Source organism: Paroceanicella profunda, from assembly GCF_005887635.2.
GTDB lineage: Bacteria > Pseudomonadota > Alphaproteobacteria > Rhodobacterales > Rhodobacteraceae > Paroceanicella > Paroceanicella profunda.
The window spans coordinates 3,919,918-3,944,106 of the sequence record NZ_CP040818.1 but is presented as its reverse complement, the minus strand read 5'-3'; the positions used below and the strand labels follow the sequence as shown (position 1 = coordinate 3,944,106).

Sequence of the window (24,189 nt, the reverse complement as noted above, 5' to 3'; positions counted from 1 at the left end):
CCCGGGGTGCGGCTGTCCGGACCGAGAGCGCGCGCGGCTCTCCCGAGCGATCGGCCCGCATCCCCGGCGGTGGCCCGGTCGAACCCGCGTCAGGACGGGATCGTTCGCGGGGCGTCGGGGGCCATGCGGCCACGAAACTGCGCCGGGAAGCGGGAAGGGCCGGGCGCGCCGGGCCTGTTTGCCCGGTTGCCGGGGCAGGGACGCCGCCTTTCGGCGGGGGGCGTGACGCAGAGCGGACAGGGGCGCGGCCGCCCTGTCCGGGCGCCAGCGCCCCTCCGCCACCCCCGCGGGCATTGACCAATCCCGCGCTCTGGCCTATCCGGGGGCCTTCCCGCCGGACGGAGCGCGCCATGACCACCTTCACTGCCATCACCACCCTTTCCAGCGAGGCTTCGGCCCAGGCGCTGGGCGAGGCCATGGAGGATCTCCACCCCGCGCCCACCGGCGTGGGCGTGTTCGAGATCGAGGACGGCTCCAACACCTGGGAAGTCGGCGGATACTTCACCGAGCGCCCGGATCTGGCGGGGCTGGCGCTGCTCGCCTCCATGCATGGCGCGAAGGATTTCGCGGTCTCCAGGCTCGATGACCGGGACTGGGTGGCGCAGGTGCAGCGCGAGCTCACCCCGGTGGTGGCCGGCCCGTTCTTCGTGCATGGCCGCCACGACGCGGACAAGGTGCCGATGAACGCCATCGGCCTGCGCATCGAGGCCGCGATGGCCTTCGGCACCGGCCATCACGGCACCACGCTGGGCTGCCTGCGCGCGCTGCACTGGCTGGACCGGCAGGGGCTGCGCGCCCGCCGCGTGGCCGACGTGGGCTGCGGCACCGGGGTGCTGGCGATGGGCGCCGCCGCGCTGTGGCACGTGCCCTGCGTGGCCACGGACATCGACCCGGTGGCGGTGGACACCGCCCGGGCGAACGCGGAGGCGAACGGCCTCACGCCCTTCATCCTCACCGGCATGTCGGCGGGATTCAACGCCCCCCTGCTGCGCGAGCGCGCCCCCTTCGACCTGGTGTTCGCCAACATCCTTGCCGCCCCGCTGAAGCGGCTGGCCGGCGACATGTCCGCCCATATCGCACCGAAGGGCATCGCCATCCTCTCCGGCCTGCTGAACCGGCAGGCGCCGGGCGTGGCGGCGGTGTATCGCGGCCACGGGCTGAACGTGATCCGCCGCGAGCGCATCGGCGAGTGGACCACGCTGGTGCTGCGGCGCGTCTGATCGCCGCGCCCCGTGCGCGGGGCGAAGGATGCATGCAACCAATTCCGGCCTCCGGACATTGCATAGCGGCGGGGCACACCGGCGGGCGCGGCCCCGTTCCGGGCCGGCGAGGGCCGGGCGCGGCCGGCAGGCAGAAGGTCGAGAGGTAGTATGGCGAATTGGACGAGGCGTTCCGTGCTGGCTTCCGGGGCGGGGCTGATGGCGGCGGGGCTGCTGCCGCGTGCGGGGCGGGCCGACGTGCCGCTGATCGAGGGTGACCCGGAGCCGTTCAGCTTCGACGACCTCGTCGCCCGGGCGCGGGACATCGCGGGCCGGCCCTATGTCGCGCCGAAGATCGCCGCCGAGGCGGAGATCGACAAGATCGGCTATGACGCCCACTGGCAGATCCGCTTTCGCGACGACGCCTCCATCACCGTGCCGGGCACCGACGTGCCGATGCAGCTCTTCCACCCCGGGCGCTTCTTCAAGGAGCCGGTGCGCGTGCATCTGGTAGCGGAGGGCATGGCGCGGGAGGTGATCTACGACCGCTCCTATTTCGACATGCCGGCCGACAGCCCGGCGCAGAACCTGCCGCATGACGTGGGCTTCGCCGGCCTGCGGCTGATGCGGCGCGAGGACGGCAGCCTCGGCCCGGACTGGATCTCCTTCCTCGGCGCCTCCTACTTCCGCACCGACGGGCCGGAGCGGCAGTACGGGCTCTCGGCGCGGGGCATCGCCCTCGACACCGGGCTGGAGGGCAAGGAGGAATTCCCGCGCTTCTCCGCCTTCTGGGTGGGCGCGCCGGAGCGCGACGGCGACGAGATCAGCATCTGGGCGCTGCTGGAGGGACCCTCGGTTGCCGGGGCGTTCCGCATCGGCGCGCGGGGCAGCACCGACGGGCAACCGAAGATCACCCGGGTGACCAACCGCCTGTTCTTCCGCGAGCGGGTGCAGCGGCTGGGCATTGCCCCGCTCACCTCGATGTACTGGTTCTCCGAGCGCGACCACATCCTGGCCGACGAATGGCGCCCGGAGGTGCATGACAGCGACGGGCTGGCGCTGCTCACGGGCCAGGGCGAGCGCATCTGGCGCCCGCTGCGCAACCCGGCGGAGGTGCGCACTTCGAGCTTCCTGGACCGGAACCCGCGCGGTTTCGGCCTCATCCAGCGGGACCGGAATTTCGAGAATTATCAGGACGATGGCGTGTTCTATGACCGCCGCCCCTCAGCCTGGATCGTGCCGGAGGGAGACTGGGGGCCCGGCCGGGTGCAACTGATCGAGATCCCCACACAGGACGAGGCCTCCGACAACATCGTGGCCTTCTGGGCGCCGCAGGACGGGCCGCAGCCGGGCACCGAGCTTGCCTTCGACTACACGATCCACTGGGACGCGCGCGACCCTGAGCCGCAATCCGTCGCCTGGGTGCAGGCCACGCGGCAGGGGCAGGGCGGCCGCCCGGGCAAGGAGATCCCGGAGGGCGTGGACACGATGGTCATCGATTTCGAGGGCCCGGTGCTGGAGGGGCTCACCCTGGACAGCGGCGTGGACGCGGTGGTCTCCGTCACCGGCGGCAAGCTGGTGGGCACGCCCTCGGCGCGGCCGGTGCTGGGCACGCCGCGCTGGCGGCTGAGCTTCGATTTCGCCCCCGACGGCCCCAGCCCCTGCGGCCTCAGGGCCTACCTGCGCCGGGGCGATGCCGCGTTGAGCGAAACCTGGGTGACGGAAGCCGTGACCCAGCGCGGCCGGAACTGACCACCCGGGCCAGCCCGGGCGCCCCCGTGCGCACTCCCGCCACCCGCACGCCGCCGTTCGGCCTGCGGGTGCGATCCCTCTCCGCCCGGTGCATGGGCATGGAGACGACGGTGCCCGGTGCGCGGGCGTGGGGGCTGGCTTGCCCGGTTCGCGGGCGAGAGACGTTTCTTCCCGGTGCGCGGGCACAGGAACGAGCATGCCCGATGCGCGGGCATAGAGACGTGGCTGCCCGGTGCGCGGAATGAAAACCGCGGTTGCCCGGTGCGCGGGATGAGAAACGCGGTTGCCCGGTGCGCGGGCAAGGGGTGGTCGCTGCCCTGCAGCGGGGCAGCGACGCGGGATCAGTTCAGCCGCGGGTCCAGTGCCGCGGTGGACAGGATCATCGCCGTGAGATCGCGCGCCAGGCACTCATGGCCCAGCGGGCTCATGTGGAACGCGTCCTTCGCCAGCAGCGCGTTCATCTGGTCCGGCCCGAGGATCTCGGCGCGGCGCATGCGCTCGAAGCGGCGGACGACGGGCACGCCGGTCTCGTCCCCCAGGCGGTCGATCATCTCGACGACCTCGGAGTAGCGCGGATTCGACGCCACCCGGGGGTAGAACTGCGGGTCGATCAGGATGACGCCGATGCCGGCGTCCCGCGCCATGGCGATGCCGCGGGTGACGGTGGCCTGCAGCGCGTCGAGGGTGACGTCGGAGACCGCGTCATTGGTGCCCACCTGCCAGACCAGCAGGTCCGGCCGGGTGTCCTCGATCTCGCGGGCGAGACGGGCCAGGGCGCCGTCCGCCCGCTCGCCGCCGACACCGCGCGGTACCACGCGCACCGAGGCCGCGTCGCCCAGGCGCTCGGCCAGCAGGTGCCCGGAGACGGCCGGGTAGGCGAGGTCGACCCCGCTGCCCACGCCGGCGGTGGAGGAGGAACCGATCATCAGCACGTCGAACGAGCCGTCGTCCAGCGCGCGGGCGGGCAGGGTGACCGCCCCGCCGGGGCCCTCAACCATGCCGCCGCCGCAGCCGATCTCGGTCAGAAGCGTTTCCGCCCGCAGGCTTCCCGAAAAGCCCGCAAATGAAGCTGCCGCGCAGAGAACCGCGGCGAAAACCCGGTGTTTCATGCTCTTCCTGTCAATGTTCGGCAAGATCCGGGCCGCCCCGCTGGCCTGCCCCGGCGCCTTCCATAGCACCGATCGGGGAACTTTTTCAGCCCCCGTACGCTTCACATTCCGTAGCGCAGCACATCCGACGCCGACTGTAGCAGCCGCGCAACGCCGGTCGGCACCCACGCAGGGAGCGTTCCCATGAAACGCATCGAGTATATCGATCTGATCCGCGGCTATGCGCTGGTGTGCATCATGATCAACCATGTGCCCGGCTCCGTGCTGTCGCATGCCACGATCTCGCATCTCGCGTTCAGCGATGCGGCGGAAATATTCGTATTCGTGGCCGGCTGGCTTGTGGGTTCGATCTGGCTGCGCATCGCGGCGAAGTCCGGCGCGCCGGCGGCCCGCCGGCGGTTCCTGACGCGGGCGGGCGAACTCTACATCGCCTATCTCGTGGGCGCGGTGGGGATGGTCGGGCTCTCGGTGCTGCTCACCCGTATCGGTTTCGCCCATGACGTGGTCTGGTCCGGCTTCGCCGACCGCATGGCCCAGTCGCCCTTTGCCTTCCTGTTCGACGTGGCGCGGATGTTCACCCAACCCAACCTGGCCGACGTGCTGCTGCTCTACGTGGCGGTGATGCTGATGAGCTGCGCGGTGGTGCCGCTGCTGATCCGCTGGCCGCTGGTCACTCTCGCGGGCTCGGCACTGATGTGGTACAATGCAGGCTGGCTCAACGGCCTGCTGCCGACGGAGCGCGAGGAGGGCGGCTTCCTGTTCAACCCCTTCGGCTGGCAGATGCTGTTCTTCACCGGTGCGGCCATCGCCATCCACGGCCGTGCCCTGATGAGCGTGCTGCGCCCGCATGCAGGCGCGGTGACCGGGGCGGCCACGGTGATCTGCGCCGCGGGTGTCTATTACGGGCTCGGCCGGCAGATCCCGGCCATCGGCGACAGCGCCACTTACGAGGCTTTCCGCGGCCTGCTGGGCAACCTGGACAAATGGTCGCTGGACGAGGTGCGGTTCGTCGGCCTGCTGGCGATGGCCTGGCTGGCCGCCGTGCCCGGCCGTGAGGTGATGGACCGCATGGCCACCAGCCGCGCCGGGCGCACGCTGTCGCTGGTCGGCCGCCACGGGCTGCCCTGCTTCATTCTGGGCGTGATGCTCACGGTGGTGGGCGACGCGCTCAACACCGCGGCCGGTGACGGGGTTGCGGCCCGGCTGGGAACGGATATCCTGCTCACGGCCCTGCTGGTGGGGGCGGCCTGCGTGCTTCAGGCCCGTGCGGCCGCGGCCCAGGCGGTCCGGGCCCGGGTTCGCGCGAAGCCCACCCCCGCCGTCGCGCGCCCCGGCCGGGACACGGCGTGAGCGCGGAATGGCCGGCCCCGTCCGCCGCACCCGTGCGGTGGGAGGGGCCCCGGGGGCCGGGGCGATGCGGGCCCGCGTGACCGGCGTGCGAGCCGGGACTTTGCGTCTTCGAGAGAGAGCGTCAATCATTTGTCTTCACGATGCATTGTCGGGGTTGAAACCGGCTCTGGCAGTCTTCGCTGGCTTGTCTAATGTGCCGTTGATCGACTCGCGCACAGGGGGCGCATGTCGGGGCGGGTTCAGAAGCGTCCCGGTGCTCGCACGGCGGAGCCGGGCGCGTCGGGTCGACGTTACTTCGGGCCGGGAACTTTTCCGGCGCTTTCACGTTTTCCCGGTCATGCACCCAGTCCGACGATGCCGCGAGCCGGAGCAGGGGGTGCATTTTGGAGGAGTTCTTGATGAATGGAATTTACGGCCGCCATGGGCGTGGCGCGGCCCGGGGGGTGACTGCATGAACCGGCGGAACTTCATTCTTTCGGCGCTCGCCGGTGCCGCCGTCGTTCAGGGATCACACGTTGCGCGGGCCCGCGAGGCCGACGAGCTTGCAGGGCTGTCGCCGGATGATGTCTTCGCGCGGGTCGTCGAGCGCGCCAGGGCCCTGTCGGGCGACTCCTACGATGATCGCCGGATGACGTTCAACGGACCTTTCCAGAACCTGAATATCCGCGACTACCAGGCCATTCGCTACAAGCCCGACGCCCGGGTGTGGCTGAATGACCATCTGCCCTTCCAGATGGACCTGCGCGCGCCCGGCATGGTCTATGACCGCCCCGTGACCATCAACATCGTCAGCCCCGAGGGCGCCACCCCGCTGCCCTTCACCCCGGACCTGCTGGAGTTCGACCCCGCGGTGTTCGACGGCGCGAATCGCGGCCGGCCGGACGCGAACGGCTCCTCCGGCCTGTCCTGGACCGGCCTGCGCCTCTACGCGCCGCTCAACCGCCCGGACGGGTTCGACGATTTCGCCATCTTCCAGGGGGCGAGCTATTTCCGCGCCATCGCCCGCGACACGCGCTACGGCCTCTCCGCCCGGGGGCTCGCCATCGGCACCGGCGACCAGAAGGGCGAGGAATTCCCCTGGTTCAGCACGTTCTGGGTGCACCGCCCGCAGCCCGGCGCGCAGGACCTGCGCATCCACGCCCTGCTGGAAAGCGCCTCGCTCACCGGCGCCTATGATTTCATCATCCGTCCCGGCGGCGAGACGACGATGGACATCCACTCCGTGCTCTTCCCGCGCAACGAGATCGCGCAGGTGGGCGTGGCCCCGCTCACCTCCATGTATCTCTTCGGCACCGACCGCCGCTCACGCATCGACGATTTCCGCAACGCGGTGCATGACAGCTCCGGCCTGCAGATGGTCACCGGGCACGAGCGGCGCCTGTGGCGGCCGCTCACCAACCCCACCACCTTGCAGACATCCGCTTTCCAGGACCTTAACCCGACCGGCTTCGGCCTCACCCAGCGCCAGCGCTCCTTCGATGATTACCAGGACGTGAAGGGCCATTACGAACGGCGCCCCTCCGCCTGGGTGGAACCGTTGGGAGACTGGGGAGAGGGCGCGGTGGTGCTGGTCGAGATCCCGCTGCAGAACGAGTTCAACGACAACATCGTGGCCTTCTGGCGCCCGAAGGACCCGCTGCACGCCGGCGAGCGCTACGATTACAGCTACCGGCTGTTCTGGTCCGGCGCCACGCGTGACGAGATGGCCCTCGCGCGCGTGATGGCCACGCGCTCCGGCTCCGCCGGCTCCGACGGCAACCGCCTCTACGTGATCGACTTCCGCGGCAGCCCCGCCGCGGCGCGAGACGTGACCCCGAAACTCGAGATCAGCGCCGGGGAGGCGCGCAACGTGGTGGTCCAGCAGCTCCCGCGGGACGGCGATGTCCGTGTGGCCTTCGAATACGTGCCGGGCGACGCCACGAGTTCCGAGTTCAGCCTGTTCCTTGAAACCCCCGACGGCCCCGCGTCGGAAACATGGATGTACCGATGGACGACGTGACACATCACGGTGCTCTCGGCACTTCGATGGCAGCGGTCCCGCCCGAACAGCCCCTCATCATGCCCACGCAGTCGCTGCATGAGGCGCCGAAGGTTCGGTTCCGGCAGGCGAGCCTGCTCACCTGGGTGGCCCGGCTCATCACCTTCGGCGGTGCCGTGGCCCTCACCGTCTTCGGCTTCCAGCAGATGATGCTGGTGTTCGGCGGCCAGGTGAATTCCTTCCTGCAGGGCTGCCTGCTGGTGCTGTTCACCGTGACCTTCGGCTGGATCGCGCTGTCGGCCTCCGCGGCGCTGTCGAGCCTGATGCGCTTCGCGCGCCGGCCGAAGCGGGCGGAGGGGGAGCTGACCCTGCGCACCGCGCTGCTGATGCCGGTCTACAGCGAGGATGCCGCGACCACCTGCGGCGCCCTGCTCGCCATGGGCGAGATGATCGCCGAGCGCGGGCATGGCGACGATTTCGAGATCTTCATCCTGTCCGACACCCGCGACCCGGAAACCTGGCTGCAGGAGACCACCGCCTACGCGGCCCTGCGTGAGAAACTGCGCGGCAAGATCAATGTCTGGTACCGCCGGCGTGAGAAGAACGTGGCGAAGAAGGCCGGAAACCTTCAGGAATTCGTGGAGCGCTGGGGCGCGCGCTACGACGCCATGCTGGTGTTCGACGCCGACAGCGTGATGGACCCGGACACGATGATCGAGATGGCGCGCCGCATGCAGGCGGCCCCCAACCTCGGCATCCTGCAGACCGTGCCGATGCTCTGCGGCGGGCGCACGCTGTTCGCCCGGCTGCAGCAGTTCGCCGGTTGCGTCTACGGGGCGGCCATCGCCCGTGGCACCGCCGCCTGGCAGGGCAATGACGGCAATTACTGGGGCCATAACGCGCTCATCCGCGTGCGCGCCTTCGCCGAGAACTGCGGCCTGCCGCTGCTGCCGGGCCGGCTGCCCTTCGGCGGCCATGTGATGAGCCATGATTTCGTGGAGGCCGCCCTCATCCGCCGCGGCGGCTGGGACGTGCGCATGGACCCGGACCTGGAAGGCAGCTGGGAGGGCTCTCCGCCCTCGCTGCTCGACCTCTCCGTGCGTGACCGGCGCTGGGCCCAGGGCAACCTGCAGCACATCAAGGTGATCGGCGCCGCCGGCCTGCGCTGGCCGAACCGGGCGCATTTCGGCATCGGCATCGGCTCGTACCTCATGTCGACGATCTGGCTGGCGATGATCATCGTGGGCCTCGCGCTCACCGGGCAGGCGCTGATCCTGCAGCCGCAGTATTTCCCGCAGACCTTCCAGATGTTCCCGGAATGGCCGGTCTTCGACGCCGAGCGCATGTGGTATCTCTTCGCGCTGTCGCTGGGCATGCTGCTGCTCCCGAAGGCGCTGGGGCTGCTCTCGGCGCTGCTGAGCACGCGCAAGCGCCGGGCGATGGGCGGGGCGATCCGCCTCACGGTGGGCGCGCTCACCGAGGTGCTGCTCTCCGCGCTCTACGCCCCTGTGCTGATGCTGCTGCAGGTGAGCCAGGTGGCCGAGATCCTCATGGGCCGGGATTCCGGCTGGTCCGCGCAGAGCCGCGAGGGTGCCGCCATGCCCTGGTCCGAGGCGTTCACCCGGCACTGGAAGCACATGGCCATCGCCATCGTGCCGGCGATCGGGCTGGCCTATCTCGCGCCAGAGCAGCTGCTCTGGCTGTCCCCGGTGCTGGTGGGGCTGTTGCTGGCCGCCCCCCTGTCGCGCTGGAGCGGCTCACCCGAGATCGGGCAGGGGCTGAAGCGGCTGGGCCTGCTGTGCATTCCCGAGGAGCGCCGCGCGCCGGAGGTGCTGACCCGCGCCGACAGCGCACGTGAGGCCTTCACCCCGATCTGCGAGGTGCATCTGCGCGACCTGGTGGCCCGGCCCGGGCTGAGCGACAGCCATGCCGCCACGCTGATCCTGCGCCCGCAGCCGCGCGGCGAGGAGCATCTCGCCCGGCTGACCGCCCGCGCCAAGATCGAGGCGGCGGAGAGCGCCGAGGAAGCCTTCTCCTGGCTCGACCGGGCCGAGACGACCGCGGTGCTCGGCTCACCGGACCTGCTGGAAGCGCTGGGGCGATTCAAGCCTGCCTGAATTCTGCCGTAAAGCGCGGCGCGTTCACAAGACAGTCGCATAAAAACTGACCAACCTGCCCGGAATCTCGCCGAGATTCTGGGCAGTTTCGCTTATTGGTCCATAACCAATGCGTATAAGCTTGATTTGTTTCCTCGCGAGCGTGTGATGAGAGGGTCGCACCCGGCAAGAAAAGCCCGGGAGGCGAAGTAACAGGGTTGCGCGCCTCGTCCTGCCTCTCCGCGGAGGCAGACGCGCGGTGCGCGGGGAACAAGAATGCTGCCGACGCCGAGGCCAGGGAAACAACGCTTCTTGCGCTTTGCGCGGGCTGCGGCGGTTCGGCATGTCCGGCAGCACAATATTTTGGAGACGGTTACATGAAGGTATTCAAGGGGCTGGCGGCTGCCGTTCTCGCTCTGGCAGCGAGCGGGGCGGTGGCACAGGAAGACACGATCAAGGTGGGGATCCTGCACTCGCTCTCGGGCACGATGGCGATTTCCGAGACGACCCTGAAGGACGTCATGCTGATGCTCATCGACGAGCAGAACAAGAAGGGCGGCGTGCTGGGCAAGCAGCTCGAGGCCGTCGTCGTCGACCCCGCCTCCGACTGGCCGCTCTTCGCCGAGAAGGCGCGCGAGCTGATCGAGGGCAACGGCGTGTCGGTGGTGTTCGGCTGCTGGACCTCCGTGTCGCGCAAGTCCGTCCTGCCGGTGTTCGAGCAGCTGAACTCCATCCTGTTCTACCCGGTCCAGTACGAGGGCGAGGAGAGCCAGCGCAACGTGTTCTACACCGGTGCCGCCCCCAACCAGCAGGCGATCCCGGCCGTCGACTACCTGATGGAGAACGAGAGCGTGGAGCGCTGGGTGCTGGCGGGCACGGACTATGTCTACCCGCGCACCACCAACAAGATCCTGGAAGCCTATCTCCAGTCCAAGGGTGTCGCGCCCGAGGACATCATGATCAACTACACGCCCTTCGGCCATTCCGACTGGCAGACGATCGTGTCCGACATCAAGAACTTCGGCTCCGCCGGCAAGAAGACCGCCGTGGTCTCGACAATCAACGGCGACGCGAACGTGCCCTTCTACAAGGAACTCGCCAACCAGGGCATTTCGGCCGAGGACATCCCGGTCGTGGCCTTCTCGGTGGGTGAGGAGGAGCTGGCCGGTCTGGACACCGCGCCGCTCGTCGGCCATCTCGCGGCCTGGAACTACTTCATGTCTGTGGACACCGACGCGAACGCGGAGTTCATCGACGCCTGGCACGCCTTCATCAAGAACGATGACCGCGTGACCAACGACCCGATGGAGGCCCATTACATCGGCTTCAACATGTGGGTGAAGGCGGTCGAGGCGGCCGGCACCACCGACACCGACGCGGTGATCGACAGCCTCGTGGGCGTGGCGGTTCCCAACCTCACCGGCGGCTATTCCGCGATGATGCCGAACCACCACATCACCAAGCCGGTGCTGGTGGGCGAGATCCAGGACGATGGCCAGTTCGACGTGGTCTGGGAAACGCCGGGCCTGGTGCCGGGCGATGCCTGGTCGGACTTCCTGCCGGAATCCGCGGTGCTGATCTCCGACTGGCGCGCGCCGATGTCCTGCGGGAACTTCAACACCAAGACCGGCCAGTGCGGTGGCGCGGCCGCGCAGTAAGCGGCGCCGGAACGTCTCGCCGGCGGGCCTGAAGCCCGCCGGCAGGATTTTGGCCCGCCGGTGTTTGCCGGCACGCTTGAAGCACCGATGGTCGCCGGCGTGCTGAAGGCTCTGGTGCCGGTCGGTACGCTGACGGCACCGGCTCCCGCCGGCATGCTTAAGCCGCCGGCCCGGGCCGGCAAGTTGACCGAAACCGGCGTCCGCCGGCAGGTCGAATGCCACCGGCCTGCGCCGGCAGGCTGACGGTCCGATGCAGGGCGGGGGCGCGTGTCGCCGCCCTGCATCCTCCGCCTCACGGGAGCCGGCATAGTGCGCCCGTGACCGCATTCGCCCGGCGCCATTCGCGCGTTCAGGGCCAAGGAAAGAACGGATCCCGGAGATGCGCCACGCCCTCGCCCCGCTGATCGCCCTCGTTCTGGTCTGCGCCGCGTCGCTGTTCCAGCCCGCCCGCGCACAGGATTTCGACAGCCTCGTCAACGCTCTCCCCGAGGGCAATTACACCGACCGCGGCGAAACCGCGGCCGCCATCGCCGCAACGGGCGACGAGCGCGCCGTGGCCGTGCTGACCGCGCTGCTCAACGGCGACCTGGAGCAGATGAAGGCCGACGGGCGCATCGTCATCATGTCCAAGCGCGGGCGCGACGCCATTGCCACCGATGCGCTGACCGGCGAGGAGATCGGCACGGTCACCAGCCGCGACACGGAGCGCATCCGGGTGAACAATGGCCTGCGCCGCGACCTGCGCGCCGCCATCGGCGTGCTGTCGCTCACCAACCCGGACCCGGAAAAGCGCCGCGCCGCCGCCGAGGCCGGATTCCGCTCCCCCGATGCGGAGCAGATCCCGGCGCTGGAGCAGGCGCTGGCGAGGGAGACCGACGGCTCCGTGCGCGCGGTGATGGAGCAGGCGCTTGCCGCGGCCATGCTGATGTCGGACCGGCCGGTGGAGCAGCGGCTGGGCGCCATCGACGTGCTGGCCGACCGGGGCGACCGCGAGGCCCAGTCCATCCTCACCCGCTATGCCTCCGACCCGGACCTGGGTGCGGCGGCGCAGGCGGCCATCGACGAGATCGCCCGGGTGCAGCGCCTCTGGGGCATCGGGCAGGACGTGTGGTACGGGCTGTCGCTCGGCTCGGTGCTGCTGCTGGCGGCCATCGGGCTCGCCATCACCTTCGGGGTGATGGGGGTGATCAACATGGCGCATGGCGAGCTCGTCATGCTGGGCGCCTACACCACCTTCGTGGTGCAGGAGGTGATCCGTACCCACCTGCCGGGGCTGTTCGACTGGTCGCTGCTGATCGCGGCCCCGCTCGCCTTCCTGGTGGCCGGTGCGGTGGGCGTGGCCATCGAGCGCGGCATCGTGCGCTTCCTCTATGGCCGTCCGCTGGAGACGCTGCTCGCCACATGGGGCGTGTCGCTCATCCTCCAGCAGGCGGTGCGTACCCTCTTCGGCCCCAACAACCGCGAGGTGGGCAACCCGGAGTTCATGTCCGGCGCCTTCCAGGTGGGGGCGATGACCGTGACCTGGAACCGCATGTGGATCATCGTCTTCGCGCTGGTGGTGTTCGGCGCGCTGATGGCGCTGCTCAAGCGCACGCCGATGGGCCTGCAAATGCGCGCCGTCACCCAGAACCGCGCCATGGCCGCGAACATGGGCATCCGCACCGGATGGGTGGACGCGATGACCTTCGGTCTCGGCGCCGGGGTGGCCGGGCTCGCGGGCGTGGCGCTGAGCCAGATCGACAACGTCTCGCCCAACCTCGGGCAGAGCTACATCGTGGACAGTTTCATGGTGGTGGTCTTCGGAGGGGCGGGAAACCTCTGGGGCGCGCTGGCCGGGGCCTTCACCCTGGGCGTGGTCAACAAGTTCCTCGAGCCGTTCACCGGTGCCGTACTGGGCAAGATCATCGTGCTCGTCGCCATCATCCTGTTCATCCAGAAACGTCCGCGCGGGCTGTTCGCGCTGCGTGGCCGCTCGGTGGAGGGCTGACATGTTCCGTCGTCTGATCGACTTCCGGATGGGGATCTTCCTCCTCGTCCTGTTCATCTTCGTGGTGCTGGTGCCCATGGGCAACCTGGCCATGGAGGGCAAGGTGGTGCCCAGCTACATCGTGGCCCTGCTGGGCAAATACCTGTGCTACGCGCTGCTTGCCGTGGCGCTGGACCTGTGCTGGGGCTTCTGCGGCATCCTCTCGCTCGGCCACGGGGCGTTCTTCGCGCTCGGCGGCTACGCCATGGGCATGCATCTGATGCGCGAGATCGGGCCGCGCGGGGTTTACGGAAACCCGGTGCTGCCGGATTTCATGGTGTTCCTGAACTGGCAGGAGCTGCCGTGGTTCTGGCTCGGCTTCGACCAGTTCTGGTTCGCCTGCCTCATGGTGCTGGCGGTGCCCGGGGCGCTGGCCTTCGTCTTCGGCTGGTTCGCCTTCCGCAGCCGCGTCACCGGCGTCTATCTCTCCATCATCACCCAGGCGATGACCTATGCGCTGATGCTCGCCTTCTTCCGCAACGAGATGGGCTTCGGCGGCAACAACGGCCTCACCGATTTCAAGGACGTGCTGGGCTTCGACCTCTCCTCCGACAGCACCCGCGCCGGGCTCTTCGTGCTCTCGGCCGTGGCGCTGGCGGGGGGGCTGTTGCTGGCGAAATGGATCACCACCTCCAAGCTCGGCAAGGTGCTCGTCGCCGTGCGCGACGCGGAGAGCCGCACCCGCTTCATCGGCTACCGGGTGGAGGGCTACAAGCTCTTCGTCTTCGTGGTCTCGGCGATGATGGCGGGCGTGGCCGGCGCCCTCTACGCGCCGCAGGTGGGCATCATCAACCCCGGCGAATTCTCCCCCGCGAACTCCATCGAGATCGTGATCTGGGTGGCGCTCGGCGGGCGCGGCACGCTGGTGGGGGCTGCCATGGGCGCCATCATCGTGGTGCTGGCGAAGACCCTCCTCACCGGCTGGCTGCCGGAGGCCTGGCTCTACGCGCTGGGGGCACTGTTCATCTTCGTCACCATCTTCCTGCCGCAGGGCGTGCTCGGCGCCATCGAGGGCGGCATGGGCAGGGCACGGCGGCGCACGCCGCCCAAGGAGGCCGAGGCATGAGTGTCCAGCTCTATCTCAACGACGTCCACCGCAGCTTCGACGGGTTCAAGGCCATCAACGGCCTCAGCCTTGCCATCGACAAGGGCGAGTTGCGCGCGGTGATCGGCCCGAACGGCGCCGGCAAGACCACGATGATGGACATCATCACCGGCAAGACCCGGCCGGACACCGGAGAGGTGTTCTGGAACGGCACCGTCGATCTCACCAAGGTCGACGAGGCCGGCTCCGCCCGGCTGGGCATCGGGCGCAAGTTCCAGAAACCCACGGTGATCGAGAGCCTCACGGTGGAGGAGAACATCGCCATTTCGCTGAAAGACGACCGCTCGGTGTTCGGCACGCTGCTGAACCGCCAGTCCGCCGAACAGGCCGGACGGGTGACCGAATTGCTCGACCTCGTGCGCCTGACGGCGGACCGCCGCCGCTCCGCCGCGGACCTCAGCCACGGCCAGAAGCAATGGCTGGAGATCGGCATGCTGCTGGCGCAGGAACCGGAGCTGCTGCTGGTCGATGAGCCCGCCGCCGGCATGACCGACGACGAGACCATGCGCACCGCCGAGCTCTTGCGCAGCCTCGCCGGCAGCCACACCGTGGTGGTGGTGGAGCATGACATGGAGTTCGTCCGTGCGCTCGACTGCAAGGTGACCGTGCTGCACCAGGGCGCGGTGCTGGCGGAGGGCTCGCTGGACCATGTCTCGGCCAATCCGCAGGTCGTCGAAGTCTATCTGGGGCGCTGAACCATGCTGAACGTGAACCGCATCAACCTGCATTACGGCGCCGCACAGGCGCTGAAATCGGTGTCGCTCGCCGCGCAGAAGGGCAAGGTGACCACGGTAATGGGCCGCAACGGCGTGGGCAAGACCTCGCTGATGCGCGCCATCGTCGGGCGGCAGGGCATCTCCGCCGGTTCCATTGAGTGGAACGGCCGCGACATTTCCCGCTTCGCGCCGGAGAATCGGGCCCGCGCCGGCATTGCCTCCGTGCCCCAGGGCCGGGAGATATTTCCGCTGCTCACCGTGAAGGAAAACCTGGAAACCGGCTACGCCCGTCTGCCGCGCCGCGACCGCCACGTGCCCGACGAGGTGTTCGAGCTGTTCCCCGTGCTGCGCGAGATGATGGGGCGGCGCGGCGGCGACCTCTCCGGCGGCCAGCAGCAGCAGCTCGCCATCGGCCGCGCCCTCGTCACCCGCCCCGAACTGCTGGTGCTCGACGAGCCCACCGAGGGCATTCAGCCCTCCATCATCAAGGACATAGGCCGCGCCATCGACTTCCTGCGCGGGCGCGGCGACATGGCCATCGTGCTGGTGGAGCAGTTCTTCGAATTCGCGCGTGACCTCGCCGATACCTACGTGGTGATGGACCGCGGAGAGGTGGTGCTGTCCGGCGCCCGGGCCGACATGGTGGAAGCCGACGTGCGCCGCTGGCTCACCGTCTGAGCCGGCGCCCGGAGGGGGCTGGCGCGTAATCCTTTCTGAACTTCTGTCGGTCAGTTTGCGCTGAGGTTTCACCGCAAACGGAGCACCGAAGATGATCCTGCACAGACTGCTCGCAGTGCTCGCGCTGCTGTTCATGGCAAGCCGGGCCGTGCTGGCCGAACCCGGCGTGACGCCGGATCGGGTGGTGTTCGGACAGGTCGCCGCGCTCAGCGGGCCGGCCGCCGCCCTCGGATCCGGGATGCGAGAGGGTCTGCTTGCCGCCTTCGAGGAGGCGAACCGCGCCGGCGGGGTTCACGGCCGCAAGGTCGAACTCGTCTCTCACGATGACGGTTACGAGCCCGTACGCTCCGCCGACCAGGTGCGCGAGGCGATTCAGGGCGGGCAGATCTTCGGCCTCGTCGGCAGCGTCGGAACCCCGACCGCCGCCGCCAGCCAGCCGGTCGCCACCGCGGCGGGCATGCCCTACATCGGCCCGTTCACCGGGGCGGGCTTCCTGCGCAACGGCGCCCTCGACAACGTGATCAACCTGCGCGCCAGTTACGGCGCCGAGACGGAGGCGTGGATCGCCCATCTCGTCGACAAGCTGGGAATGAAGAAGATCGCCATCCTCTATCAGGATGACGGCTTCGGCCGCGTGGGCCTGGCCGGCGTGCGTGAGGCGCTGGCGCGCCGCGACATGACGCTGGTGGGGCAGGGCGCCTACGTACGCAACACCACGGCAGTGAAGGCCGCCCTGCTCGAACTCCGGCAGCTCCGCCCACAGGCCGTGGTGATGGTGGGCGCCTACGCGCCCATCGCCAGGTTCATCCAGGTGTCGCGCACGCTGAAGTTCTCGCCGATCTTCGTCACCATCTCCTTCGTGGGCTCCGACGCACTGGCCCAGGCACTGGGAGACGCGGGGGAGGGCGTGATCATCAGCCAGGTCGTTCCCTTCCCCTGGGATGACAGGTTGCCGGTCGTGGCGGACTATCACGCCGCGCTCGTCACTCTGAACCCGGACGCACACCCGGGCTTCGTGACGCTCGAAGGCTATCTCGTCGGGCGGCTCACGCTCGCGGCCCTCGAGCAGGCAGGGCCCGATCCCACGCGCGACGGCTTCCTCTCCGCCTTTCGCGCACTCGGCCAGATCGACCTTGGCGGCCTGCCGATGCACTTCGCGCCCGGCGACAATCAGGGGCTCGAGGAGGTCTTTCTCACACGCATAACGGCAGGTGGCGGGTTCGAGTCGATCTCCACCGGCCCGGCATCTTGACCAGCGACGAAAGGGGTGGCGTGCGCTCGCACGGCAAGGGTTCCCGAAGATGAGGAAAATGACGATGGGTTTCAGGACGATCCGCAGCCGCGTGACGGTGGCGCTCGTGAGCCTCGCTCTGGTGATCGCCACCACGATCGGGCTCAGCCTGCTCGCATTCACTGCGATCGAGCGCGTCTTCGCGCATCTCTCCGAAGAGCGCTTGCCGGAAATGCGGGCCGCCTCGAACGTGATGATCTCCACCAGCAAGCTGATCGAAACCGTCACGGCCTTCGAAGCCGTCCATAATCAGGATCAGCTCGCCGCCGCCCGAAAAGCCTTCAAGGCCCAGGCCGACGATGTCGCCACCCGGATCGCGAGCCCCAGCATCAATGACAGCCCCGCGCTTTCCGGCCTGCTCACCAAAGCCGCCTCCGAGATTGATGACCTCGGAGACGCCGTCGCCAGCCAGATCGCCGCTCGCCGGGCAGTCATGGACCTCATGGACGACCTGGCAAAATACTCGCTGGAGGCAGATGAGTTCATCTCGCCCAGGGTCAACACTGCCAACTTCGATGTGCTCCGCGGGGGTCAGGCCGCGATCGGGCGCATCGGAGGTACGCTCGCGAAGCTGGTGGACGAGGATTTTTCCCACGTCCGCCTGCTGCTTTCCACCCAGGCCGAGATGAACCTGCTCACCGGCATGGCCGTCGGGGAAACCTTCTCACCGGAAGCCGCCCTGCAGTCCATCCTGCGCGATCTCGGTCTCGGGGCCGCCGAGCGTCTCAACGGCCGTCTTGGCCCGCTGCAGACGTCCGGCTTCCCGGAAGAGGGCCTCTCGGCCCTGCATCGCATTCTCGATCTCTACGATGAAATCCGCAACACGCGCCGTTTCACTCCCGAACAGCGCAACGCCTTCCTCACCGCGCGGCGTGACGCGGAGCTCGTCCTCGCCACCGAGCTTGACGATCAGATCTTCGACCTCACCATGAGCGCCGATGCGGCAGCCACCGAGAACGAGGAAACCATTCATGCGCTGATCCGGGGGCAGGTCGAGCAGATTCGGCGCATGCTCAGCCTCAAGGCGTCTCTGGAAAGTTACGTTGCCACCGGCTTGCGGGCCGCAGCCTCCACCGCTCCTGGCGAACTCGACGCCGCGGAAGAGGTACTGTCTCTCGCCGCGATGGATCTCAACAGCCTCAGCATCGCTGCGGGCCCCGAATTCATTCCGATCCTCGACGGGCTGCTGGTCGCCGGCGATCCCCAGACCGGCATTCCCGCGCGGATGCGGACGGTTTTTGAAACGGAAGAGCGGGCCGAAGCCCTGCAGGCCACCGCTATTGATGGAATCCGGCAGATGGCCGACAAGGTCAGTCAGCTGAACATCCGCAGCATGGACCTCATCGCCGCCTCCGGGGATGCCGTGTACAAGCAGATCTCCGAAGCCCGCTCCGGCGTGATGGTGCTGGGCGCCATCGGCATACTCACGGCCCTCGGCGCGCTGGTGATGATGTTGCGCACCGTCGTCCGCCCCCTCAACGACCTCACCTCCGCCACGGCGCGTCTCTCCACCGGAGACATGAGCCCGATCCCCAGCTACGAGCGGAATGCTCAAGAGATTGCCAGCATGGGGCGTTCTCTGGCGGTTTTCAGGGAAAATTCGCTCAAGGTTGAGGAGTTGAACCGCACGAACGAGGAGAATGAGCGTCGAGCCAAGGAACAGCGCACCGCAATGTTCCGCGATCTCGCCGAGGGCATCGGTTCCGTCGTGATGGCTGCCTCTCGAGGCGACTTCACCACCCGGGTTGCCTCAAGGTTCGAAGACCCGCAGATCCAGTCGCTGGCCGATGACGTGAACACCCTGATGGACAGCACGGAGTCCGGCATCGGAGAAATCCGCAAGGTGCTGGCCGCCTTTGCCAAGGCCGATCTCACCTACCGGATGCGTGCCGACCTGGAGGGAGCCTTTGCTGAACTGCGCGAGGACGCGCAATCCACGGCCGACAGACTGGCCGAACTCATCGGGCGCATCCGCGACAGTGCCACGGATACTGCCGGTCGGGCGCACGAAATTGCCGATGGCGCCGGCCAACTCTCCAGCCGTACTGAAACCCAGGCTGCCGCACTTCAGGAGACCGCTGCCGCGATGGAGCAAATGGCATCCACTGTACGATCCAATTCGGAAAGCCTTTCGCGGGCCGAGGAATTGTCGAGCAGCGTGTCGAACAAGACTGAAGCGGGAGCGCGCGCCGCGGATGTGGCCGTCAGCACGATGGCGCAAGTGGAGAAAAGCTCGGCCCAGATCACGGACATTATCACGGTCATCGAGTCGATTTCTTTCCAGACCAATCTGCTTGCCCTCAACGCGGCCGTGGAAGCCGCTCGCGCCGGCGATGCGGGCAAGGGTTTTGCGGTGGTGGCCTCCGAGGTGCGCACGCTGGCCCAACGCTCGGCGGAAGCGGCAAGCGAGATCGGGAAGCTGATCAAGCAAAGCGGTCACCAGGTGACAGCCGGTGTGTCGAGTGTGCGGGCAACAAGTGCCGCGCTCACTGACATCTCCGACTCCATCCGCCCGCTGCTCGCTGCAATTGCGGATGTGGCTTCGGCGGGCCGCGAACAGGCCATCGGGATCGAAGAGGTGAACCAGTCGATCTCGCATATGGACCAGATGACGCAGCAAAATTCCGGCCTGGCAGATCAGTCCGCATCGACAGCCCTCAGCTTGTCTCAGGAAATCGGCGAACTGGCATCGCTGGTGACAGCTTTCCGCATCAAGCAGGATGTGCCAGCGCGCACTGATCTCAAAGTGGCATGAAGCCGCTGGGCGGGCCAGGTCGGCAGAGATCTCCGTTGCGGCTGTGTCCACGATGCTGCCGCGGATCGACTGAACCGCGAGGTTGTACTGAAATGTTGCGCGCGAAGGGTGGAGTGTGAAGCGGTTGGGGAGAAGCGCCCGGTTCGCTTGCACCGGGGGCGCGTTACGGTGGGGCGGGGCGGTGAAGTGTGAAGGCGGACTTGCGCGCAAGAGCTTTTGTGCGGTCGGGCATTCTGCTACTTCTTTCGCAGCGGAGACGGTGAGATCTCCGGTCATCCAGCACAAGAGTGATGAAGTGAGCAGCGTAACCCCTTCCCGTCGGTCCGTAATCCTCAGCGGCCTTGCAGCGCTTGTTCCCGGCGCCGTGAGCGCGGGCGCGCCCTTGAGAGCGCTCAACCCGCGGGACCGACCGGGCCGGGGGGCGGCAACGCCGTCGACGCGGGTCTCCGGTTTCTCGAGCGCTGAGGATATTCGCCGTGAGGTCGGTCTCGCCGGCCGCACCGGCTTCGCGGTGATGGACGTGGAGAGCGGCACGGTTCTGGAGGCCTTCGACCCGGACGGCCAGTTCATCCCGGCATCGGTGTCGAAGGTGCCGACCACGCTGTACGCTCTGGAGACCCTTGGTACGGACCACCGGTTTGTCACCCGGCTGTGCGCCACCGGGCTGTTGAGCGGCCGTGGCCTGGACGGTGATCTCGTGCTCTCGGGCAGTGGTGACCCGACGCTGGACACGGACGGTCTCGCGGCCCTTGCCGACCAGGCGGTCCGCGCCGGGGTGACCGATATCACGGGGCGCCTGAACATCGATGCGTCAGCGCTGCCGCTGCTGCGCGAAATCGACCCGCAGCAGCCGGAGTACGTGGCCTACAACCCGTCGATCTCCGGCCTGAACGTGAATTACAACCGGGTGTTCTTCCAGTGGGACAAGGCGGGGGGCGCGCGCGAGCTCAGCCTCGAGGCCCGAGCCCGCCGGTTCAGCCCGGAGGTGACCGGCATCTCGATTTCCGCCGTGCCCAGCCAGTCGCCGGTCTTCGTGTGGAACTGGCAGGCGCCGAAGGAGATCTGGACGGTGTCTGAGCGGGCGCTGGGCAAGGATGGCGGGCGCTGGCTGCCGGTGCGCAACCCTGTCGGCTACGCGTCGGACGTGTTTCGCCACGTGGCCCAGGTGCAGGGGCTGACCCTTCCGCGCGGCACGCCGGGGGTGACGGCGGGGGCGGAGCTCGGCCGCTGGGAGAGCGACCGGCTGGACACCATCATCCGCGACATGTTGCGGTATTCGACCAACATCACCGCGGAGGCCCTGGGCCTCACCGCCAGCCGGGCGCGCGGCCTCGCACCGCAGACCCTCGCGGAGAGTGGCGCCGCGATGACCGCCTGGCTGCGCGACTATGCCGGGCTGAAGGGCCCGGTCAATTTCGCCAACCATTCGGGCCTCACGTCTGACACGCGCGTCTCGCCCCTGCAGATGGTGACCCTGCTCGCGGCGGCGGAGCGGCGCACGCCCGGCAGGCTTCGGGGGCTGATGCACGACGTGCCCTTGCAGGCCGGGCCGCGGGAGCGGGAGATCCCGTTCACCGGCATCGCCGCTGCCAAGACGGGGACGCTCAATTTCGTGCGCGGGCTGGCCGGGTATTTCGAAGGACCGAACGGCCGGCGCTACGCTTTCGCGATCTTCTCGGCGGAGATGGAGGCGCGCAGCAAGGCGGCGAATGATTCAGTTGAGACCCCGCCGGGCAGCCGGCCGTGGATTGCCCGCTCACGCTACCAGGAACGCATGTTGCTGCGCTCCTGGGTGGCGCGGTTTGCGGCCTGACACCGGGCCAGCGGGAAGCGCCCGCAGGGCCGCGGAATTCCGGACCCGGAGTCATCACGCGCCCCGGAGCGGATCCGGGGCGCGTGATGAATGTTCCGTCACCTGCAGGACGGGTGCGCGGGGCGCACCCGACCGGGGCTCAGAGCGCGCCGCGCGCCACCAGCGCGATGAGGGCGATGAACCCTGCATGGGCGGCGACGAAGAGCGACACACGAAGATAGAGCGACATTGAATTCCCCCAAGGACCAGTGAATTCTGGTTTACAGGGGGTAAACGTCAGCGTGAAGGGGAATTGTTCCGCGCTGCATCAATTCCGGTGCAGACCGTTGCTCCATTGCCCCGGTCGGGGGGGGTCACTCCGCCGGCAGGCGCTGGAACCGGGCCCGGGCGCCGCGCTCGATGGCCGCGCCCGCCAGCCGGCCGACACCGAGGTCGTGGCGCAGGATCTGCAGGAACTCCAGTTCCGACATCTTCACGTTGCCGTCCGCCGCGGCCACGTCGCAGGCCAGCGCGTAGGCGGTCTCGTTGAAGCCTTCGGGCAGGGCTTCGCGCACCAGCCCGAGCAGCGCCTCGATCCCGTCCTCGACCTCGAACAGGTCGAACACCGATTGCGAGACGGTCTTGACCCGGTCGCCGTCATATCCCGCGAAGACCGGCAGCGTGTCGATGATACGGGTGATGACCAGCAGCTCGGTCGTGGAGAGGTTTTCGTCCGCCGCCGAGGTTGCCACCATCACGGCAACAAGTGCGTCCTGGGGGGAAAAGGAATGTTCCACGTCCATGAGGGGTCTCCGGTGGTTGCGATCGCGGCGGACATTATTGACCATGGCCCTGAGGGGCAATAGGAGTCCGCCCACCCGGGACAGTCCCGGGGGTCTCCGAGGATCAGAGATATGACCGGATTGCGCGACATTGCCCTCAACTCCAAGGCCTGGCCTTTCCAGGAGGCCCTGCGTCTGGTCAAACGCTATGAGAAACGGGCGCCCGAGAAGGGCTATGTGCTGTTCGAGACCGGCTACGGCCCCTCCGGCCTGCCGCATATCGGCACCTTCGGGGAGGTGGCGCGCACCACGATGGTCCGCCATGCCTTCGAGACCCTGTCCGACATTCCCACCCGGCTGCTGTGTTTCTCCGATGACATGGACGGGTTGCGCAAGGTGCCCGGCAACGTTCCCAACCGCGAGGAACTGGCGCTGGACCTGGACCTGCCGCTCACGAAGGTGCGCGACCCGTTCGGCACGCATCCCTCCTTCGGCGAGCACAACAACGCCCGGCTGCGGGCCTTCCTCGACGCCTTCGGCTTCGAGTACGCGTTCGCCTCCGCGACCGAGTATTACAAGGCCGGGCGCTTCGACGAGATGCTGCTCAGCGTGCTGGCGCAGTATGACAAGGTGATGGAGATCATGCTCCCCACCCTCGGCGGCGTGAACGAGGAGCGGCGTGAGACCTATTCGCCTTTCCTGCCCGTCAGCCCGAAGAGCGGCAAGGTGCTGCAAGTGCCCACACTGGAGCGCAACCTGCAGAAGGGCACCATCGTCTATGCCGAGCCGGACGGCGAGCGCATCGAGGTGCCGGTCACCGGCGGCCATGTGAAGCTGCAGTGGAAGCCGGACTGGGCGATGCGCTGGGCCGCCCTCGGCGTCGATTACGAGATGCATGGCAAGGACCTGATCCCCTCGGCCGAGCTGGGCACGAAGATCTGCCGCGCGCTGGGCCGCCCGGCGCCGGAGCTTTACAACTACGAGCTCTTCCTGGACGGCACCGGCCAGAAGATCTCCAAGTCGAAGGGCAACGGGCTGTCCATCGAGGACTGGCTCACCTATGCCAGCCCCGAGAGCCTCAGCCTGTTCATGTTCCAGAAGCCCAAGACCGCGAAGCGCCTGCACTGGGACGTGATCCCCAAGGCCGTGGACGAGTACCACGCCCATCTGCGCGCCTTTGCCGGCCAGAGCCCGGAGCAGCAGCTCGCCAACCCCGTCTGGCACATCCACGGCGGCAAGGTTCCGGAGTCCGACATGGTGGTGTCCTACTCCATGCTGCTGAACCTCGCCTCCGCCGCCTCGGCCGAGACCGCGGAGACGATGTGGGGCTTCATCCGCAAATATGCGCCCGACGCGGGCCCGGAGAGCCACCCGGGCCTGGATGCCGCCGCCGCCCAGGCCGTGCGCTACTTCAACGATCACGTGAAACCCGGCAAGCGCTTCCGCGCGCCGGAGGAGCGGGAGCGTGCCGCGCTGGAGGAGCTGCGCGCCCGTCTCGCCGTCTGGACCGGCGGTGCGGATGCGGAAGCCCTGCAGGACGAGGTCTTCGCCGTCGGCAACGCCCATGGGTTCGAGCCGCTGCGCGACTGGTTCAAGGCCATCTACGAAGTGCTGCTCGGCGCCAGCCAGGGGCCGCGCTTCGGCGGGTTCATCGCGCTTTACGGCGTGCCGGAAACGGTGGCGCTGATCGACCGGGCGCTCGAAGGGGCGCTCGCCGACTGACCGCCGCGGCGGCGCGCCGGCCTCTCGCGGGCCGGTGACGCCGCGCGCCGCCCGGCCCGTCCGGGCGGCGGGCGCCGAGCGGGGGCTCGATGCCCCCCGAGGCGCCGGTTCCGCCGGCGCGCTGGCGGTGCCGCTTCTCCTCCCGGCCGGGGGATCCGTGCTGGTTCCGCGGGGACACCC

At 68.4% G+C, this 24,189-nt stretch carries 17 protein-coding genes; 15 read left to right on the top strand and 2 right to left on the bottom strand.

Annotation, left to right across the window (positions count from 1 at the left end; genetic code table 11):
- Nucleotides 1-350 precede the first annotated feature (350 nt).
- Both FDP22_RS17595 and FDP22_RS17590 read left to right on the top strand, forming a co-directional pair.
- Nucleotides 351-1,220 (top strand): 50S ribosomal protein L11 methyltransferase, encoded by an 870-nt coding sequence (locus tag FDP22_RS17595; RefSeq protein ID WP_138575926.1) that lies wholly within the window; start codon nt 351-353, stop codon nt 1,218-1,220.
- Between the two features lie 174 nt (nt 1,221-1,394).
- The gene (locus tag FDP22_RS17590; protein ID WP_239031820.1) at nt 1,395-2,951 is read left to right on the top strand and encodes an OpgD/OpgG family glucan biosynthesis protein; all 1,557 of its coding nucleotides are present in this window, start codon (nt 1,395-1,397) and stop codon (nt 2,949-2,951) included.
- Nucleotides 2,952-3,292: 341 nt separating this feature from the next.
- On the opposite strand, the gene FDP22_RS17585 is transcribed toward FDP22_RS17590, so the two are convergent.
- Nucleotides 3,293-4,060: an SGNH/GDSL hydrolase family protein gene (locus tag FDP22_RS17585; protein ID WP_170317750.1), complete on the bottom strand. Its 768-nt coding sequence runs from the start codon at nt 4,058-4,060 to the stop codon at nt 3,293-3,295.
- 183 nt (nt 4,061-4,243) lie between these two features.
- Here FDP22_RS17585 and FDP22_RS17580 point away from each other — a divergent pair, with 183 nt between their 5' ends.
- The 12 genes from FDP22_RS17580 (at nt 4,244) to dacB (ending at nt 21,526) form a co-directional block, all read left to right on the top strand.
- Nucleotides 4,244-5,410, top strand: a complete 1,167-nt coding sequence (locus FDP22_RS17580; protein WP_138575929.1) for an OpgC domain-containing protein — start codon at nt 4,244-4,246, stop codon at nt 5,408-5,410.
- A gap of 451 nt (nt 5,411-5,861) precedes the next feature.
- Nucleotides 5,862-7,409 carry an OpgD/OpgG family glucan biosynthesis protein gene (locus FDP22_RS17575; RefSeq protein WP_170317749.1) on the top strand — a complete coding sequence of 516 codons (1,548 nt, stop codon included), beginning with the start codon at nt 5,862-5,864 and terminating at the stop codon, nt 7,407-7,409.
- The gene (gene mdoH, locus FDP22_RS17570; protein ID WP_205910814.1) at nt 7,397-9,505 is read left to right on the top strand and encodes a glucans biosynthesis glucosyltransferase MdoH; all 2,109 of its coding nucleotides are present in this window, start codon (nt 7,397-7,399) and stop codon (nt 9,503-9,505) included. The genes FDP22_RS17575 and mdoH overlap by 13 nt, the downstream gene beginning before the upstream one ends.
- A gap of 356 nt (nt 9,506-9,861) precedes the next feature.
- On the top strand, nt 9,862-11,142 hold the full coding sequence (urtA, locus tag FDP22_RS17565; RefSeq protein WP_138575931.1) for an urea ABC transporter substrate-binding protein: 1,281 nt from the start codon (nt 9,862-9,864) through the stop codon (nt 11,140-11,142).
- Nucleotides 11,143-11,202: 60 nt separating this feature from the next.
- A complete protein-coding gene (locus FDP22_RS17560; RefSeq protein WP_138575932.1) occupies nt 11,203-11,385 on the top strand; it encodes a hypothetical protein in 183 nt (60 codons plus the stop codon).
- Between the two features lie 136 nt (nt 11,386-11,521).
- On the top strand, nt 11,522-13,129 hold the full coding sequence (gene urtB / locus FDP22_RS17555) for an urea ABC transporter permease subunit UrtB (RefSeq protein WP_138575933.1): 1,608 nt from the start codon (nt 11,522-11,524) through the stop codon (nt 13,127-13,129).
- Between the two features lies 1 nt (nt 13,130).
- On the top strand, nt 13,131-14,234 hold the full coding sequence (gene urtC / locus FDP22_RS17550; RefSeq protein WP_138575934.1) for an urea ABC transporter permease subunit UrtC: 1,104 nt from the start codon (nt 13,131-13,133) through the stop codon (nt 14,232-14,234).
- Complete coding sequence (gene urtD, locus FDP22_RS17545; RefSeq protein WP_138575935.1) at nt 14,231-14,968, top strand: urea ABC transporter ATP-binding protein UrtD; 738 nt, start codon at nt 14,231-14,233, stop codon at nt 14,966-14,968. Before urtC ends, urtD begins: the two co-directional genes overlap by 4 nt.
- A 3-nt stretch (nt 14,969-14,971) precedes the next feature.
- Nucleotides 14,972-15,667 carry an urea ABC transporter ATP-binding subunit UrtE gene (gene urtE, locus FDP22_RS17540; protein ID WP_138575936.1) on the top strand — a complete coding sequence of 232 codons (696 nt, stop codon included), beginning with the start codon at nt 14,972-14,974 and terminating at the stop codon, nt 15,665-15,667.
- Nucleotides 15,668-15,758: 91 nt separating this feature from the next.
- Complete coding sequence (locus FDP22_RS17535) at nt 15,759-16,919, top strand: ABC transporter substrate-binding protein (protein WP_138575937.1); 1,161 nt, start codon at nt 15,759-15,761, stop codon at nt 16,917-16,919.
- A gap of 58 nt (nt 16,920-16,977) precedes the next feature.
- Nucleotides 16,978-19,713, top strand: coding sequence for a methyl-accepting chemotaxis protein (locus FDP22_RS17530; RefSeq protein WP_205910813.1), 2,736 nt, complete (start codon nt 16,978-16,980; stop codon nt 19,711-19,713).
- A 514-nt stretch (nt 19,714-20,227) separates the two neighbouring features.
- Nucleotides 20,228-21,526: a D-alanyl-D-alanine carboxypeptidase/D-alanyl-D-alanine endopeptidase gene (dacB, locus tag FDP22_RS17525; RefSeq protein ID WP_138575939.1), complete on the top strand. Its 1,299-nt coding sequence runs from the start codon at nt 20,228-20,230 to the stop codon at nt 21,524-21,526.
- Between the two features lie 353 nt (nt 21,527-21,879).
- Here dacB and FDP22_RS17520 read toward each other — a convergent pair whose 3' ends face one another.
- On the bottom strand, nt 21,880-22,308 hold the full coding sequence (locus FDP22_RS17520; protein WP_138575940.1) for a tellurite resistance TerB family protein: 429 nt from the start codon (nt 22,306-22,308) through the stop codon (nt 21,880-21,882).
- A 111-nt stretch (nt 22,309-22,419) separates the two neighbouring features.
- Between FDP22_RS17520 and FDP22_RS17515 the strand changes: the two genes are divergently transcribed.
- Complete coding sequence (locus FDP22_RS17515; RefSeq protein WP_138575941.1) at nt 22,420-24,009, top strand: lysine--tRNA ligase; 1,590 nt, start codon at nt 22,420-22,422, stop codon at nt 24,007-24,009.
- The last annotated feature ends 180 nt before the right edge of the window (nt 24,010-24,189 follow it).

Bases quoted from the DNA above. Each gene is read 5' to 3' on its own strand.
- FDP22_RS17520 (WP_138575940.1), bottom strand. From the start codon at position 22,308: ATGGACGTGGAACATTCCTTTTCCCCCCAGGACGCACTTGTTGCCGTG.
- FDP22_RS17580 (WP_138575929.1), top strand. From the start codon at position 4,244: ATGAAACGCATCGAGTATATCGATCTGATCCGCGGCTATGCGCTGGTG.
- FDP22_RS17595 (WP_138575926.1), top strand. From the start codon at position 351: ATGACCACCTTCACTGCCATCACCACCCTTTCCAGCGAGGCTTCGGCC.
- urtA (WP_138575931.1), top strand. From the start codon at position 9,862: ATGAAGGTATTCAAGGGGCTGGCGGCTGCCGTTCTCGCTCTGGCAGCG.
- FDP22_RS17585 (WP_170317750.1), bottom strand. From the start codon at position 4,060: ATGAAACACCGGGTTTTCGCCGCGGTTCTCTGCGCGGCAGCTTCATTT.
- urtD (WP_138575935.1), top strand. From the start codon at position 14,231: ATGAGTGTCCAGCTCTATCTCAACGACGTCCACCGCAGCTTCGACGGG.
- FDP22_RS17575 (WP_170317749.1), top strand. From the start codon at position 5,862: ATGAACCGGCGGAACTTCATTCTTTCGGCGCTCGCCGGTGCCGCCGTC.
- urtB (WP_138575933.1), top strand. From the start codon at position 11,522: ATGCGCCACGCCCTCGCCCCGCTGATCGCCCTCGTTCTGGTCTGCGCC.
- FDP22_RS17515 (WP_138575941.1), top strand. From the start codon at position 22,420: ATGACCGGATTGCGCGACATTGCCCTCAACTCCAAGGCCTGGCCTTTC.
- FDP22_RS17535 (WP_138575937.1), top strand. From the start codon at position 15,759: ATGATCCTGCACAGACTGCTCGCAGTGCTCGCGCTGCTGTTCATGGCA.
- dacB (WP_138575939.1), top strand. From the start codon at position 20,228: ATGGACGTGGAGAGCGGCACGGTTCTGGAGGCCTTCGACCCGGACGGC.
- urtE (WP_138575936.1), top strand. From the start codon at position 14,972: ATGCTGAACGTGAACCGCATCAACCTGCATTACGGCGCCGCACAGGCG.
- urtC (WP_138575934.1), top strand. From the start codon at position 13,131: ATGTTCCGTCGTCTGATCGACTTCCGGATGGGGATCTTCCTCCTCGTC.
- FDP22_RS17530 (WP_205910813.1), top strand. From the start codon at position 16,978: ATGACGATGGGTTTCAGGACGATCCGCAGCCGCGTGACGGTGGCGCTC.
- mdoH (WP_205910814.1), top strand. From the start codon at position 7,397: ATGGACGACGTGACACATCACGGTGCTCTCGGCACTTCGATGGCAGCG.